Source organism: Thermococcus sp. JCM 11816 (assembly GCF_055396515.1).
In genome coordinates this window covers 605,309-620,320 of record NZ_AP043741.1, presented here as the reverse complement: position 1 = coordinate 620,320, position 15,012 = coordinate 605,309, and the positions used below count along the sequence as shown (strand labels likewise).

Sequence of the window (15,012 nt, the reverse complement as noted above, 5' to 3'; positions counted from 1 at the left end):
TACCCATAACACCTTAATAAATTTAAGGTGTGGTCGATGCGTCCCGTGGTGGTAAAGGGAAAACTGGTCTCGCTGGCTGTTCCAACCAAAGACGATGTGAGGAGGGCCTGGCTCTGGTACAACGACCGCGATGTGAGGAGGTTTTTAAGCGATCCGGATGGGCTGTTCTTTTTTGAGGACGAGCTTGAGTGGTACGAGGCTATGCGGAGAGGAAAGCGCGAAAACAGGGTCTTTACTGTTTTAGAGAACTCGTCCAAAAGCCCAGTTGGCTTTGTAGGCCTGCACAGGATAAACCACAAAGACGGCCACGCCGAGCTGGGATACTTCATAGCGAAAGAGTACTGGAACAGGGGCTATGCCACCGAGGCCGTTGAGCTGGCCTTGAAATACGCCTTTGAATGGCTTAACTTGAGAAAAGTCTACGCTAGGGTCTATGAACCAAACACCGCATCAATCCGCGTCCTGAAAAAGAACGGCTTCGAGCTTGCGGGCAGACTCAAGAAACACTCCCACATACCCGGCTACGGGTTCGTGGATGAGCTGATATTCGAGAAGTTCAGAGAAGAATAAGGGAAAGAAGCTCACTCGAGCTTCTTGTAGCAGAACCACCAGTCGTAGCACTCGATCTCGCCCCTGGCCTTGGCCTCCTCGCGCTGCTTGACCTCGTCGATGGTGCTGGCGGGCGGAACGATGACCTTGTCGCCGATAAGCTCGTTGTTCGGCCACTTGTGCGGCAGGGCAACTCCCTTCTCGTCGCTGACCTTGAGGGCCTTGACGAGTCTGAGGATCTCGTCCCAGTCCCTGCCGACCTCGGCCGGGTAGTAGACGATGGCCCTTATGATGCCCTTGTCGTCGACGATGAAGACAGCCCTAGCGGTTATGGTGGCGCCGCTGGGTATCATGCCGAGCTTGTCGGCGAGCTCACCGCGGTCGTCGGCTATGACCGGGAAGGTTATCTCCTCGCCGAGGTTCTCCTTGATCCACTCCATCCACTTGATGTGGCTGAAGACCTGGTCAACGCTGAGTCCGATGGGCTCGACGCCGAGCTCCCTGAACTGGTCAACCCTCTTCTGCATGGCGTAGAACTCGGTCGTACAGACCGGGGTGAAGTCAGCCGGGTGGCTGAACAGCACGAACCACTTGCCCTGCTCGGCGAAGTAGTCCGGGAGCTTTATCACGCCGTGGGTGGTCTTGACCTCAACCTCTGGGAACTTTTCTCCTATGACGACCATCTTTCATCACCTCTTCATTTTTGTGTGTCGTCTTCACTATAAACCTGGTTGGTTCGAATATATAAAGCTTTCGGTTTGGTTTCGGGAACAAATTTGACGGAAAGACAAATCAACGTGAACATCTGTTTTATAAACGTCTAAATCTGAATTCTTAGATTGTCATAATTGGTCAATTCTACCTAGATTGTGGGCATAATTTCAAAAAATGTGGCCATTGATAGACCTCAACATCCATTCATTTGGAGGATTGCTTTAGAGAATAAAAACTGGAGCAACTTAAAAGGACTTACTTTAGAGGAATATCCTTACTCTTCGTGCGGCCTCTCTCTCAACGAGGGCTCGCCCAATAACGGTGGGGATAATGGCCATATCTCCGGCCATAAACGGCCCATACTCTTTCATGTCCGGGCCAAGAACGGCTGGGAGGTCCATCTGGATAATGTAAGCTTCCTTTGGAACCTCCTTGGACCTGTACTCTGCCTCGGCTTCGCTCTCTTCCTGCGGTTGGACTTCCTCTGAAATTTCCGGGAGCTCTTCCCTCTCGATAAATGCTCTTATGACGTTGAAGAGCCTCTTTTCCTCGGCTGTCATCTCCGCGATTTTACCCTCGACTGCGAGATCAACTATCTTATGGAGTCTGAGCTTGATGATCTCTTTCATGAGGGACTCCGCTATTTTGAGCTGGGCGAGATAAAGCCTTTCCTCGACGTCTTCTCCGCGTTCCCTGGAGCTCTCTGCGCTCAGCTTTAGGGCCTTTATCAGGCTGTCGAACTCAACGTAGAAGTCTTCGTCAAGTTCGTTTAAATCCGTACTTGAGAGCTCTGCCTCCAGGAGTTCCCTGAGCTTCACTATGTCCACGTTCCCACCTCAAAAAAGAGTTGAGGGAGGTCACTCCTCAACGCGCGGAGCGAGCAGGAAGGTCAGTCTGCCCTCGTCTCTGATCATGTACTCCATCTGGAGCGGCATCTCGTTGCCGAAGCGGAGTATAACTTCGTCGGCCTTCCCGATGCCCTTGACCATGTCGCTGAGGTAGCTTATGCCGTAGGCGCTCTTGGTCTCTTCCTCGACTTCAAGGTCGAGAAGGCCCTCGTCCTCAAGGGTAAGCCTTATCTCGACCTCGTTGGTCTCGCCCTCGGCCTTCATTGTGAACTCGTTCTCCTTTGCTATGAACTTGATGGCGTCGCTGACGAGGGAAGCGTCCTTTATGCCCTCCTTGAGAACCTCACCGAGGAGGACTACCTTAGCCGTGAACGGGAGCTCGGGAAGCTCCAGCTCAAGCTCTTCCACATCTATCAGAGGAAGCCTGAATGTCCTCTTGGCGGTTCCCTCAAAGGTTATCTCAAGGAAGTTCTCGTCGCCCTTCTTGAGTATGAGGGTGTCTTTGGCCTTACCGCGCTTGAGGATTTTCTTGAACTGGTCCATGTTGATGCCGATTGTCTCGGGCTCTTCGACCTCGTACTTGGAGAAGATGCTTTCGGGCAGGTTGAGGTCTATGAGGACGACCCTGCTCGGGTCCATTGCACGCATGCTTATGCCTTCCTCAGTGAACTTAAAGGCGGCCTCGTCGATGAGGTTGCTTGCGGTCGCTATCAGGTCTGCAAACTCCTTGGCCCCGTCAAAAACAACTTCGAACGGCATTTCTACCCCTCCTTTTTAGCTGACTCCAATATCTGAAGCATGAGCCTAACCCTTTCTTTTCCACGGAATAAATAAGTCTTTCCATTGTCCGTGTCGGGTAAGCGGAGGTAGGCCTCCTCAAGCTCCTTGAGGGCCTTCTGGGCGAGCTTTCTCAGGGTTTCAAGCTCGGCCTCGTTCACTCGTAGGCCCTCCAGGTATAGCCGCACTTGGTACACTTGTAGAAGATCGTGCTCGGCTCGTCTCCAGCCCTCGTCTGCATTTCCCACCAGTAAGCTGTGTCGTTGCCGCACTTGGGGCATGTGACCTTTGTCGTGGGCAGGGTCTTGAGGTCCTGCTCCACCACTATGATCTCCTCGTCCGGCTTGTGCTCGACTTTCTTGGTGATCTTCGTTTTCTCTCTGTCTTTCTCCTCGTCGAAGGGCTCTTCATAGCCACATGAGCGGCAGACCCAGACCTTCCTCTTCCTGTCTGGGAGCATCAGGTTCCCGCATTTCGGACAGAACTTCATCTCTCACCACCCCTTTAGCCGAGGGTTCGGTATGTTGAAAGAGGATAAAAAGTTTTGCTCCGATTATGACAGCAGATCAAACTCCAAGCTGGCGTTTACACAGCCCCTTGGCCAGCCGCAGATCTCCTTAACAATCCTGTATCTTCCCGGTGGCAGGTCCCGGAGTGAAGGGGCCCCTCCGACGGATTCATTTTCCAGCAGATACTTCAAACTGACTTTCTGCTCCCAGGACTGAAAGGGCATGAGCCAGTGGAGTACCGCAGGAAAGATAAGGCCAGTTCTAACCGGGGCCAACGTTCCGTTTTCTAAGCGGTAGAGATGGTAGCCCTCTCCGAATGAGATTGGCGTCAACCCAATGTTGCATGTCCTTAAAACTGGCTCTTCTCCGGGATGATAGCCACTCTTGTCAAGCCCCACGTAGAAGTGAGGTCCGGTAAGGCCCCAGACAAGGAGTATTATGAGGGTGCAGGCCGTCCCTGTCTTCCCCCTCATTGGGATCACCTGACAATCTCAAACTCGGCCGATAGGGCTATTTCGTTACTCCTGCTTTCACATTTGTCTCGATCAATGAGAACTGTTTTCTCTATTTTGTATCTACCTGGAGGAAGTGGTTTGAGCTTTCCGAAGGCTCCGTCAGGGACGCGTATGACCAAGGGCACGGTTTGCGTCCAGTTGCCGCCCGGCGGTATCTGCCACCCGATACTTGTGAACGTGAAACCAGTTTCTATCTCTTTCCAGCTTCCGTTTTCCAGCAGGTATAATCTGTAAGGTGCGCCCACTATTATCGTCTCGCTCCCCGTGTTGGTTATGGTCAGGGTAAGGTTGTCTCCAACTTTGTATGCCTCCTTTTCGAGGTCCATAACGGCAGTCCCGGACGTACAGGCTGCATTGTTCTCGGTTATCTCGCGGTTTTTGCAAAGTTCCATATAAAAAACGCCGGAAAGGAGAAGAAAAACAACGATGAACGCTAGGGGCCACTTCATCGGACTCATCCCTTTACGTCGAACTCCGCACTGACCTCGTAGCTGGCAGCGTTTTCACTCCCCGGTGAAGTTAGAATGACTTTCTTGACGATCTTGTAGTGTCCCGGGGAAAGCTTCAGATCCGCGAGATTGACCTTCTGCTCCCAGCTCTTTCCAGGTTCTATCGAAACGGCGATCTCTATGAACATGAGGTTAACGGGAACTTCCTCCCACTCTCCGTTTTCTTCTCGGTAGAGTCTGAAGTGGTAGCTGGTGGTAACTTTTGTCTCGCCCTCGTTGATAAGCCTGATAATCATGGTATCGGAAGGACTGTAGGTGGACTTGTCAAGCTCCATTTTGACGAACTTCGCGTGGCTGTCCTGCGGCGAACCGCTGGCCTCTTTCCCATCCCAGCTGAGGGCTCCGTATCCTGCTACAACCAAAACAACAACTGCTATCCCTATCACAAGCGCCTTCCTCATTGATTTCACCAGAGGTTTTTGAACTTCCAGAATAATAATCCTTTCGTTCACTTCAAGGAGTTTCGAAACGTTTGGTAATTTGAACCACTGGATTTGAGCCCCTTATTTTATCCCGTTTCGGGGGAAGTTAGCGGTACCGGGGGCGCGTGGCTAATGAAGGTGTGGTACCGCTGGAAAGGGCTAGAAAAGGTTGTTTATAACGTTTTCTTCAAAAAAATCCAGCGAGAAGGCTTTCCACCTGGATACGATTGAAATTAGAAATAAAAATGTGGAAAAGTTCCAATTTACTCCCTGAGCCTGAGCGGGAGCCCGTGGTCGAAGGAGTAGTAAACCTTCTGGTACTCGGCGCGGAAGCCGTAGACGTCTCTCCTGACCTTGGCAGGGTCTTCCTTGTCTATGAGGACGCGCCTGATGAACCTTGCTATCTCCTTCATCTCATCCTCCATCATTCCAACCCTGGTCATCTCCTGGACTCCAATCCTAAGGCCGCTCGGCTCGTTGACCTTCTCAAGCGGGTCCCACGGGAGGAGGTTCTTGTTGAGGATTATGCCGGCCTCTTCAAGCAGCGGGGCCGCCCATCCTCCAGCTGCAGGGTGGAGGTCTGAAACGTCAACGATGACCTGGTGGCTCTCGGTGTAGCCCTTGTCCTCGCCGATGACCTTGAAGCCTTCCTCCGCCAGGGCTTCGGCAAGGGCCTTGGCGTTCTTGACTATCTGGGCCGCGTACTTCTCACCGTACTCGAGCATCTCGGCGGCGGTGATTACCTTACCCGCCATGTGGTGGAGGTGGTGGTTGCTGAGGACACCCGGGAAGATGGCCCACTGGAGCTTGGCTATCTCTTCCGTCTCGCCGAAGCGCTTGTAAATGATGACACCGCCCTGCGGCCCAGGGAAGGTCTTGTGAGTTGAGGCCGTGATTATGTCGGCTCCCTCGCGGAGCGGGTCCTGGAACTGCTTTCCAGCTATGAGACCGAGGACGTGGGCACCGTCGTACATGACGTAGGCGCCAACCTCTTTGGCGACCGGAGCGAGCTCCTTGACAGGGTGCGGGAACGGGAAGAGCGAACCGCCGAAGACGACTATCTTGGGTTCGACCTCGCGGATGAGCTTCTCGGCCTTGTCGACATCGATGTTGAACTCCTCGTTGTCGAAGGGCCAGGTGTGGACTTCAAGACCCCTCATTCCGGCGGCACCGAAGGGCATGTGGCTTATGTGTCCGCCGTGGCTGGTGTGAAGAACTATCGCCTTGTCGCCCGGCTGGGTGAGCCCGAAGAAGACCGCCTGGTTGGCGTTTGTTCCAGAAATCGGTCTCAGGTCGGCGAAGTCGCTTCCGAAGAGCTTGGTGAAGAGCTCAACACCGATGAGCTCAACCTCGTCAACGTACTTGCAGCCCTGATAGTACCTCTGCTTCGGCCAGCCCTCGGCGTACTTGTGCATAAAACCTGAGGCAACGGCCCTGGTAACGCTCGGAGAAGTCACGTTTTCGCTCGCGATGAGGTTTATCGTGTGCTTCCTCCAGTTCTCGTGGTCTTCAATAAAGCCAAGAACCTTGTCTCTGTACTCTTTATATCCTTCAGCCATTGGGAACACCTCGATGGTTGTTTGAACGGGGGGGATATAAATTTTACCTAAAGTGTGCATGTGTCCTGAGATGTACATTAGGGTTCGCAGAAATTTTTGAGGTGTAAGGGCCGTTTTCATCATTTTTCTTCATAGTATATGGCACACTATACCCAAGCCTTTGAAAACTCTAAGGAGCTTATTCAATCGCCCTCAAGGTCTTCGGCCCTGTACCTTCCCCTGTTCTCGAAGACCCCAACGGGGTTGTTCTTGAGGTCATAGACGTAGACGTTCTCAAACTTGACTAGGGCAAAGCGCTCCATTATGTCGCCGATTATCTTAGAATACGCTATGGCGCTCTCGCCTGTTATATTGTACTCGGCGTGGCTCTCGAAGTTGAGCCAGACCTTGAGAGTATCTTCCGTGACCTCCAAGCCGGCGACGACACCCGAGTCGAGGATGTCTCCCCCGGTTATTGGGTCAGTTATCTTTGCAAGCTCCTCCAGAACGGCCCTGTAGTGTTCGGGCCACTCACGGTCGGGCATGTAAACTTTCATTTTCCTCCCACCTAAGTGGGATTTTGTTTGAACAGTTATAAGCCTTCCTGGGCAGTTCTGGTCAATTCTCTTAAAGAACTAAGCTTTTTCATTTGATAGCTCTGTAGTTTTCGACATAAATTTAAAAAAAGCTTAAATACTTGGCGTTAAAATATGCCATGGGTGTTGAAGTGGGCGAGGGTCGAACAGTTCTATTAAACGGAAAGGAGTTCATGCTTATCGGGACTGTTATAACAATGATAAGCGGTCTTTTTGGGGTAATAGGCCTCCCGATTTTTATCGTTGGAGGGCTCCTGTACGCCGCTGGGCTGTACTTCTGGAGCATTGATGTTGACTCAAGACCATTGCTACTCTTCGTGGGGGAGACTGCTTTGATAGCCGCAGGTGCCTTGGTGCTCAATATGCTGGTGTATCGTATGGAACTCTCGCCGGTCTTGGGGTTCAAAACTCTCGTCTTATCACTCTTGGTGCTTTACCCCTTCATAGTAGCCTCCGCCGTTCTCTATCGGATCAGAATGGGCCTTTTTGCCGAAGAAACTGGGGAACTCAATTTCAACCTTGCGGGTAACTTGGCTCTCATCGGCGCTCTTCTGCTCCCCCTACTTATCGGAATCCCCCTATACAACATAGGGAAGCTCGTTGAGTTCTTCAGCCTCTGGAAAGTTCCCCTGGTAGGCACTAGAACCGAGGGTTTACCCTTTGTCTCACTGAAAAAAATAGCAGGAATAGCCCTCGTCACGCTGGTGCTTGGAGGAACGCTCTATTATTTCATCAAGCCCGATTACGACTTTGAGATCATAAAGAAAGATCAAAAAGTTGCACTCTATGGAAACTTTTATGACCATGGCATAGAACTTGAGCTTGTGTATGTCCCTAGAACGTGTGGAGACGTGAAATACAAACCTAGACCAGACGGAAGCCTTCTTCTCGTGGATTCAAGACATCCATGCAACGTTAAAATCTACGTTGATGGACGAGAAATATATTCCCCAGATTATCAGATTCAGGAGATAAAGGGAGTACTAGAAAACCTGTTTTACACTCACGGTGTTGTTTCGATAAAGAAGACGTTTTTGGCACCGAAAAATGCCAGTACTGTCGTTGTATCCTTTGAAGGTGAGAACGTAACCTTCCAGATTCCAAGACATGGATAAAGATAAAAACGGAAAAGATCACTCAAGTGTGACCTCGTTCTCCCAGAGGCCGTGGATGTTGCAGTAGCTGAGCGCGTAGAGCTTGCCCTTCTTCTGTGTCCTGAAGAAGAATACCGCCCTCGGCTCGGTGAGCGGGTCGGTGTGGTTGCTGAACTCAACCTTACCGACGAGTATCGGGAAGGCTCCATCCTCCGGGTGGAACCAGAGCTGTATCCAAGCTATGTGGTGCTCAGGGGTGTTCGGGTGCGGTATCTCCTTTCCAACAGAGACCTCGACCTTGACGAGGTCGCCCTCCTTCTCGTACTCTATAACGGGGACGTGCTTCTCACCCTTCCAGTCTCCACTCTTTATGGTCTGGCTAAGCATCTTCCATCACCTCACTCAATCTTCTCAAACATATCCTTGGGAGCGCCACAGAGCGGGCAGACCCAGTCATCCGGAAGGTCTTCGAACTTGGTTCCCGGGGCTATCCCGCTGTCGGGGTCGCCCTCATCCTCATCGTAGATGTATCCACAGACTATGCACTTCCACTTCGCCATTTTCTTTCACCGCTTTAATGTTATTAGTCATACCTTATAAGGTTTGCGTCTCAAACCTGTGAAAAGGAAAATCGAAAGATTCACTCGAACACCACGAACTTGTCCCTCGGGGCGCCGCAGACGGGGCAGTACTCGGGGGCCTCATCAACGGCCGTGTAGCCGCAGACCGGGCAGATGTAGACCCTCTTTATCTCGATGTCCTCTCCCTTCTCGGCCTTCTCCTTGGCCTTCTTGTAGAGCTCTGCGTGTATCTTCTCAGCCTCAAGGGCGTAGTGGGTCGTCCTCACCGCGTCCTTCTCCTCCTGGAACTCGGCGGAGTTCTTGTAAACAGGGTACATCTCCTCTACCTCGAAGGTCTCGCCCTCTATTCCCATCTGCAGGTTCTCGGGAGTCTTCCCAAGCTTGCCGAGGGCTATGAAGTGGTTCTTAGCGTGGACGAACTCGGCATGGGCTATAGCCCTGAAGAGCTTCGCTATATTGTGAAGTCCTTCCTTCTCAGCCTGCTCGGCGAAGATAAGGTACTTCATGTGGGCCATGCTTTCGCCCGCGAAAGCATCCTCCAAAAACTTCCGGGTCATTTCCCTCTTCACTACCATTGGCAGACACCTGAAAAAGTCGTCACAACAAATTTGTACTTTGATGTATAAAAATATTGCGTAATTGTCGAGTTTAGTTTTATTGACGCTCTGTTTTTACACTGCCTCAAAACTTCCCGAACCGCCGTTAGAGGGGAGCAGTGGAAAAAGATAAAACCTACGCAGGCAACCCTTTCAGGTGATCAAATAAGCATGAAAGTTGCAGGCTTCCTTCTGATTTTTCTACTCATGGTGGCTTCAGCCGGATGCGTAGGTCAGAACTCAAGTACAGCACAAACAGGCTCTCAGGGCCCACCAACCTCTTCCGCCGAAAAAGGGGCTGGATCTGACATAACTCAGGGTGACCAAACCAGTCAAACATCCTCAACACAATCTCAAACTACCAGTTCTTCCTCTTCCGAAACATCTACCACACCCAGGGGCACATCAACAAAAACAGAATCCAGGGAGATAACAGTTACCTTCATCGTCTCGGTTCCAGGTTACACCCCCGAAGACGATGCAGTTTACATAGCGGGCGACTTCAACGGCTGGAACCCAGGAGACGAAAACTACAGGCTCACGAAGCTCCCCGACGGCAGGTGGGCAATAAACCTGACGTTCCCCTACGGAAAGGTCATCGAGTTTAAGTTCACCCGTGGCTCGTGGGAGACCGTTGAAAAGGCCCAAACGGGGAGGAAATCCCCAACAGGCAGTTTGTATTCAAAGATAGCGGGACTTACGAGTTCACCGTTTACCACTGGCGCGACTACGTCGAGGAGGTTGGAGTAGGAGAGCACACGATAACGGGCAACGTGACGACCTTCAAGATGTTCATCCCCCAGCTTAACCGGATGAGGAGGATATGGGTTTACCTGCCCCCGGACTACGGGACTACCAACAGGAGCTATCCAGTCCTCTACATGTTCGACGGGCAGAACCTCTTCGACAGCGCAACTTCCTTCGCGGGCGAGTGGGGTGTTGACGAGGCCCTTGAAAAGCTCTACACCGAGAGGGGATTCTCGATAATAGTGGTTGGAATCGACAACGGTGGGGACAAAAGGATAGACGAGTATGCCCCCTGGGTGAACGAGGAGTACGGAAGGGGCGGCGAGGGCGACGCCATGGTGCGCTTCATAGTCGAGACGCTAAAGCCCTACATAGACTCCCACTACCGCACAGTTCCCAACGAAACGGGAATAATGGGCTCTTCCCTCGGCGGGCTGATGGCAGTCTATGCAGGCTTTGCATATCCGGAGGTCTTCCGCTACGTTGGAGCCATGAGCTCGGCGTTCTGGTTCAATCCTGAGATATACGACTTCGTCAGGAACGCAGAGAAAGGGCCCGAGAAAATCTACATCGACTGGGGCACTATGGAGGGGAGCGATCCAGGAGCGTTCTCCAGGAGCAACGAGGAGATGGTGAGCATCCTGAAGGAGAAGGGCTATGTTGAAGGAGTGAACCTCAAGGTCGTGATAGACGAGGGCGCCCAGCACAACGAGTACTACTGGGGCAAGAGGTTCCCGGATGCCGTCCTGTGGCTCTTTGAGGGGTGACTTCCCGACCGCTTTATTTTTTAACCGCGGCTCCAATTCTAATCCATGTCCCTCTTCGAAGCCCTCAAACCCCTGAAGTCAGAGATCGCGAGAGTCCACGTTTTTCCTCCGAGAGAAGGTGAGTTTGGAGAATTCACGTTCAAAAACCCAGAAATAAACGCCCTAGTTGAGGAGCTGGGCTTCTCCCTCTATCATCATCAGGTTGAGGCCCTGGAAAAGCTCTACGCTGGAAAAAATATCGTCGTTACAACGCCAACGGCCAGCGGGAAGAGCGAAATCTTCCGCCTGGCCATCTTCGACTCCTACCTCTCAGATCCGCGGAAGACCTACCTCCTCGTTTACCCCACGCGGGCGCTCATAAACAACCAGCTCGAGAAGTTCCAGAGGGCGAACCTTACCTTCTACCGCATAACTGGAAAGCTCGTACCTGCGAAGATTCTAACGGGGGACGTCCCTTGGGAAGAGAGAAGAAGGCTCCTCCGCGAGAGGCCGAGGGTTGTCTTCACCACCCCGGACATGCTCCACTACAACATCCTACGAAGATGGAGAGAGTACGAGTGGCTCCTGAGAAGCCTCCGCTACCTCGTCGTTGATGAGCTCCACGTCTACCGCGGGGTCTTTGGGAGCAATGCCGCATGGCTCTTCAGGCGTCTGCTCTTCAGGCTCAGACGCCTTGGGGTGAAGCCGCAGATAATAGCCCTCTCCGCCACGCTGAGGAACCCAAAGGAGTTCGCGGAGAAGCTCTTTAGAACGGAGTTTGAGCCAATAACCCATGCAACCAATCCGTTCCCGCGGAGGTATCTCGTCCTCTTCGAGCCGAAGAACCTTGGCGATAAACAGCTCCTAAGGGCCGTAATCGAGAGGCTCGTGAGTAAGAGGATAAAGACCCTCGTCTTTTTCGACAGCAGGAAAGGCACCGAGAAGACCCTACGCTTCCTCCTCAACTCCCCCGTCTTCCCGAAGGTGACCACCTACAAGGGCACCCTGCCGAAGAACGTCCGCTGGGACATCGAGAAGGACTTCCGGGATGGAAAATTGCTCGCTCTCCTAACTACGAACGCCCTCGAACTCGGGATAGACATAGGCGATCTCGATGCCGTGATAAACTACGGCATTCCCCCTGACGGGCTGTTCTCCCTCATCCAGCGCTTTGGGAGGGCTGGAAGGAGCGCCGACAGGGAAGCCCTGAACGGCGTTGTTTTGAGGAAGAACGGCCTCGATTACTACTACCGCGAGCACTTCAATGAGCTCGTCGAGAGGCTTGAGAAGGGCATCATCGAGTACATGCCGGTCAAGACCGACAACGAGCGCATAGCGGAGAAGCACCTCCACTACCTCCTCACCGAGCTTGGAATAGTTGACTGGGACGAGCTGGACGGGTTTGAGAAGAGAATAGCCGAAAAGCTCGTGGTCGAGAGGAAGGCAGACCTCAAGAAGAACCCGCTGACAGGGAAGCTTGAGGTCAGGGTTAGAAGACCGGCCTTCGAGTACTCCTCGCTGAGAACTGCCAGCGACGAGAGCTTCTTCCTCGTGAAGGACGAGCCGTGGATAAGGGCGAAGCTGATGGAAAAGTCCTCCCTCAGAGAGCTCCTAAACTTCATAAACTGGCTCAAGATGAAGGGCCACATCATTGAAGAAGTCGATGAGGACGAATACCACCGCTCGCTCTTACCCGGAATGGCCTACTTCTCAAGGGGAGAGCTCTACATGGCGATGGAGCGGCTCAGCATCGGAAAGTTCCACTTCGTATTTGCGAAGCAGCTAAACCGCCTCTGGGACGTTGAGACCTTCGCGAGGAAGCTGGAAGAAGTCGAGATACTGGAAGAGAGGGCAAAGAAGGCCTACAAAGGCGTGGAGATAGGTCTCGGAAGGCTCCGCGTCAGGCACGTCTACACCGGCTTCGCCGTGAAGGGGCTCGATACTGGAAACTACGTGGAGGAACTGGTACGGCTGAAGGAAGCTGGCATACTCAAAGGCGAAATCTCCTCCCCCTCGACGGGCGAGAGGGTTGAGACGGAGGAAGACTTCTCGATACTCAACTGGGAGAAGTTCGCGAAGGTGGAGTTCGAGGAGCCCTACGTCAGGGAGTTCGAGACCGAAGGAATATGGCTCGTCTTCCCGGAGGAGATACGAGAACTAACGGAAGAGGAGTTCAGGGAGTTCTTTGGCAGGGCGACCGAGAAGGGGTTTGAGGATTTGGCGTTCCAGATATACGAGAGCCTTGATAGAAGAAAGCTCTTCCCGCTCTACCTCGGTGCCACGAGCTTCATAATAAGGAAGGCAATAGGTGATGCCCTCCAGAAGGCTGGGATTCAGGATGAGGAACTCGCCTTCGCCGTGAAGAAGATGGTGGACAGCAAGGACGGAATTGGGAGCGCGCTCCACGCGATAGAGCACAACATGATAAAGATAGCGCCGATATTCACCTACGTGGACAGCAGGGAGCTCGGCGGCTACAGCTACGAGAGCTTTCCGGGGACGCCCTATTTTGGAAAGCCGGTCGTTTTCATCTACGACGGCAACGAGGGCGGCGCTGGTCTAGCCGGGATAATCTACGAGAACGCCGAGAAGCTGATGGAGAAGAGCCTCGAACACCTCAGGGGCTGCCCCTGCAAGGACGGCTGCCCCGTCTGCGTTCTCTCGCCGAAGTGCGGAACCTTCAACGAGTTCCTCGACAAGTGGGCCGCGATAAAGGTTTGGGAGAGGATGTTGAAGGGAAATAAAGCGGATGCACAAAACCAGTCTTGACCTTACTCTTCATGCGGTAAATTTTTAAACTTGCCTCTGGAGAAGGACTCCATGCAGCCAGAGAGCCCCGTAGAATCAGCCGAGCGCTTCGTCGGGTCAGGGATGTTCGATAAGGCCCCCATGAGTTCTTCAAAACCCTGCCGGAGGATACGCTGAACGGAGAGCTGAAATGGTATGTGGTCAAAACCGTGGAGCACTTCGCCAAGGAAGGCAACCTTGAGAAGGCACTCAAGGTGGCGTACCTTCTCGATGGTAAAGGCTTCGAATGGGCGGTTTACAGGGCGTTTTGGGTTTACCTCTGGGAGGATGAGAGCATTGAGAGGGCAAAGATGGCCTTCAAGTTTCATTACCTCATTCCCGATCCCGATGATAAGGCTGAAATCCTGGGGCGGATCGCTGGAATTCTGAAGCGGGAGGAGCCTGAACTGGCAAGAATAGCTCTCAGACTCGGGATCGAGTGGACAAGGAGGATCAACAAACGGGCCTACCGCTACGATGCCTTCGAGTGGCTTTACTGGAAGGCGGAGGATTTAGAGGGCTGGGACTCGGTCAGGAGGATATGCGAACTCCTCGACGACAGGGGAAGGCGCGAGCTCGTAGCTGATGTGCTTAGCCTGAAAGAAGGGGAGCCGGTTCCCGACTGCGAGGAGTTCATTGAGATCAGGAAAAACAGAGCTAATGATGGTGAAGACGCTCTAGATATCCTGATACAGGCGTACAAGGAGCACGAGAGGGAACTTCTGCGCTCCAGGGGCGTTAACCCATACCTCTACAAGCTAAAAGCCCGGAAGACCGAGAAAGGTGTCCAGTTCTACGCTGTGAGGATGCCAATAACTTTGGCCCTTCTTCTCTACCTCTGGGACCGGGTGAAGGGAATGGTGGCTAAACGCTCCTCATGAAGAGAGGCTTTAATCTTACCCTCCCCCTCGCCCTCTCAGTTAACAGCTCCATCAGAGGTTCTGCTTCCCCCTTCTTCGTCTCGACCGTGAACCTCACGAGCTCCCCGTACTCCTCTCCCACAACCCTGCCGCCGTTCTCCTCTATCGTGCTCCTGACTGTGTGAAAGAGGTTGTAGGGAAAAGTCACCTCGAAGCGCTCCGTTTCATGCACCTCAACGATTCCTGCGTTCTCTATTGCCAAGCTCGCCGCATCGCTGTAGGCCTTCACCAGACCGCCGTAGCCGAGCTTTATCCCGCCGAAGTAGCGCGTAACCACAACCACAACGTTGCTGAGGTTTTTGTTCTGGATGACTTTGAGGACTGGCTTTCCCGCCGAGCCTTTTGGCTCGCCGTCGTCGTCATATCTGACCGCGAAGTTCTTCCCGTCGTTGATGAGATAGGCAGAGACGTTGTGGGTCGCGTCGCTGTGGTGAGCTTTTATCCTCAATATGAAGTTCTTTGCCTCCTCTTCTGTGTTCGCTGGAGAGGCATAGCCTATGAAGACGGACTTCTTGATTATTAGCTGGGCAGTGCCGAGGCCCTTCAGCGTCCTGTACTCCAAAC

Annotated in this window: 20 protein-coding genes; 6 read left to right on the top strand and 14 right to left on the bottom strand. The window is 52.9% G+C overall.

The features are described from left to right. Positions 1–36: 36 nt before the first annotated feature. Entirely contained in the window at positions 37–570 is a 534-nt protein-coding gene (locus tag ACZ5TN_RS03430; protein ID WP_464917163.1) for a GNAT family N-acetyltransferase, read from the top strand. A gap of 11 nt (positions 571–581) precedes the next feature. On the opposite strand, the gene ACZ5TN_RS03425 is transcribed toward ACZ5TN_RS03430, so the two are convergent. The 10 genes from ACZ5TN_RS03425 to ACZ5TN_RS03380 all read right to left on the bottom strand — a co-directional run bounded on the left by ACZ5TN_RS03425 (position 582) and on the right by ACZ5TN_RS03380 (position 6,938). Beyond that, positions 582–1,232: a peroxiredoxin gene (locus ACZ5TN_RS03425; protein ID WP_464917162.1), complete on the bottom strand. Its 651-nt coding sequence runs from the start codon at positions 1,230–1,232 to the stop codon at positions 582–584. 291 nt (positions 1,233–1,523) lie between these two features. Further along, positions 1,524–2,090, bottom strand: coding sequence for a DNA replication complex subunit Gins51 (locus ACZ5TN_RS03420; RefSeq protein WP_464917161.1), 567 nt, complete (start codon positions 2,088–2,090; stop codon positions 1,524–1,526). A gap of 30 nt (positions 2,091–2,120) precedes the next feature. Next, positions 2,121–2,870 (bottom strand): DNA polymerase sliding clamp, encoded by a 750-nt coding sequence (locus ACZ5TN_RS03415; protein WP_464917160.1) that lies wholly within the window; start codon positions 2,868–2,870, stop codon positions 2,121–2,123. Between the two features lie 2 nt (positions 2,871–2,872). After that, the gene (locus ACZ5TN_RS03410) at positions 2,873–3,049 is read right to left on the bottom strand and encodes a hypothetical protein (RefSeq protein ID WP_464917159.1); all 177 of its coding nucleotides are present in this window, start codon (positions 3,047–3,049) and stop codon (positions 2,873–2,875) included. Beyond that, positions 3,046–3,378: a transcription factor S gene (locus ACZ5TN_RS03405; RefSeq protein ID WP_011249488.1), complete on the bottom strand. Its 333-nt coding sequence runs from the start codon at positions 3,376–3,378 to the stop codon at positions 3,046–3,048. The genes ACZ5TN_RS03410 and ACZ5TN_RS03405 overlap by 4 nt, the downstream gene beginning before the upstream one ends. Before the next feature lie 63 nt (positions 3,379–3,441). Further along, on the bottom strand, positions 3,442–3,870 hold the full coding sequence (locus ACZ5TN_RS03400; RefSeq protein ID WP_464917158.1) for an immunoglobulin-like domain-containing protein: 429 nt from the start codon (positions 3,868–3,870) through the stop codon (positions 3,442–3,444). A 5-nt stretch (positions 3,871–3,875) separates the two neighbouring features. After that, entirely contained in the window at positions 3,876–4,361 is a 486-nt protein-coding gene (locus tag ACZ5TN_RS03395; RefSeq protein ID WP_464917157.1) for an immunoglobulin-like domain-containing protein, read from the bottom strand. A 5-nt stretch (positions 4,362–4,366) separates the two neighbouring features. Further along, a complete protein-coding gene (locus ACZ5TN_RS03390; protein ID WP_464917489.1) occupies positions 4,367–4,822 on the bottom strand; it encodes an immunoglobulin-like domain-containing protein in 456 nt (151 codons plus the stop codon). Positions 4,823–5,106: 284 nt separating this feature from the next. Further along, positions 5,107–6,402: a serine hydroxymethyltransferase gene (gene glyA, locus ACZ5TN_RS03385; protein WP_464917156.1), complete on the bottom strand. Its 1,296-nt coding sequence runs from the start codon at positions 6,400–6,402 to the stop codon at positions 5,107–5,109. A gap of 182 nt (positions 6,403–6,584) precedes the next feature. Next, on the bottom strand, positions 6,585–6,938 hold the full coding sequence (locus ACZ5TN_RS03380) for an iron-sulfur cluster assembly protein (protein ID WP_011249482.1): 354 nt from the start codon (positions 6,936–6,938) through the stop codon (positions 6,585–6,587). Positions 6,939–7,096: 158 nt separating this feature from the next. Here ACZ5TN_RS03380 and ACZ5TN_RS03375 point away from each other — a divergent pair, with 158 nt between their 5' ends. After that, positions 7,097–8,092: a hypothetical protein gene (locus tag ACZ5TN_RS03375; protein ID WP_011249481.1), complete on the top strand. Its 996-nt coding sequence runs from the start codon at positions 7,097–7,099 to the stop codon at positions 8,090–8,092. An 18-nt stretch (positions 8,093–8,110) separates the two neighbouring features. Here the strand turns inward: ACZ5TN_RS03375 and ACZ5TN_RS03370 are convergent, their stop codons facing one another. From ACZ5TN_RS03370 to ACZ5TN_RS03360, 3 genes are all read right to left on the bottom strand, one after another. Then, positions 8,111–8,458, bottom strand: coding sequence for a class II SORL domain-containing protein (locus ACZ5TN_RS03370; RefSeq protein WP_011249480.1), 348 nt, complete (start codon positions 8,456–8,458; stop codon positions 8,111–8,113). Between the two features lie 11 nt (positions 8,459–8,469). Next, a complete protein-coding gene (gene rd / locus ACZ5TN_RS03365; RefSeq protein WP_011249479.1) occupies positions 8,470–8,631 on the bottom strand; it encodes a rubredoxin in 162 nt (53 codons plus the stop codon). An 80-nt stretch (positions 8,632–8,711) separates the two neighbouring features. Beyond that, positions 8,712–9,227, bottom strand: a complete 516-nt coding sequence (locus ACZ5TN_RS03360; RefSeq protein ID WP_464917155.1) for a rubrerythrin family protein — start codon at positions 9,225–9,227, stop codon at positions 8,712–8,714. 192 nt (positions 9,228–9,419) lie between these two features. Here ACZ5TN_RS03360 and ACZ5TN_RS03355 point away from each other — a divergent pair, with 192 nt between their 5' ends. From ACZ5TN_RS03355 to ACZ5TN_RS03340, 4 genes are all read left to right on the top strand, one after another. Beyond that, the gene (locus tag ACZ5TN_RS03355; RefSeq protein WP_464917154.1) at positions 9,420–9,998 is read left to right on the top strand and encodes a CBM20 domain-containing protein; all 579 of its coding nucleotides are present in this window, start codon (positions 9,420–9,422) and stop codon (positions 9,996–9,998) included. Between the two features lie 62 nt (positions 9,999–10,060). Continuing rightward, positions 10,061–10,762: an alpha/beta hydrolase gene (locus ACZ5TN_RS03350; RefSeq protein ID WP_464917153.1), complete on the top strand. Its 702-nt coding sequence runs from the start codon at positions 10,061–10,063 to the stop codon at positions 10,760–10,762. Between the two features lie 45 nt (positions 10,763–10,807). Next, positions 10,808–13,510 carry a DEAD/DEAH box helicase gene (locus ACZ5TN_RS03345; protein ID WP_464917152.1) on the top strand — a complete coding sequence of 901 codons (2,703 nt, stop codon included), beginning with the start codon at positions 10,808–10,810 and terminating at the stop codon, positions 13,508–13,510. 188 nt (positions 13,511–13,698) lie between these two features. Next, positions 13,699–14,409 (top strand): hypothetical protein, encoded by a 711-nt coding sequence (locus ACZ5TN_RS03340; RefSeq protein WP_464917151.1) that lies wholly within the window; start codon positions 13,699–13,701, stop codon positions 14,407–14,409. Here the strand turns inward: ACZ5TN_RS03340 and ACZ5TN_RS03335 are convergent. Continuing rightward, positions 14,393–15,010 carry a YigZ family protein gene (locus ACZ5TN_RS03335; RefSeq protein ID WP_464917150.1) on the bottom strand — a complete coding sequence of 206 codons (618 nt, stop codon included), beginning with the start codon at positions 15,008–15,010 and terminating at the stop codon, positions 14,393–14,395. The two genes, ACZ5TN_RS03340 and ACZ5TN_RS03335, sit on opposite strands and share 17 nt — an antisense overlap. Between the last annotated feature and the right edge of the window lie 2 nt (positions 15,011–15,012).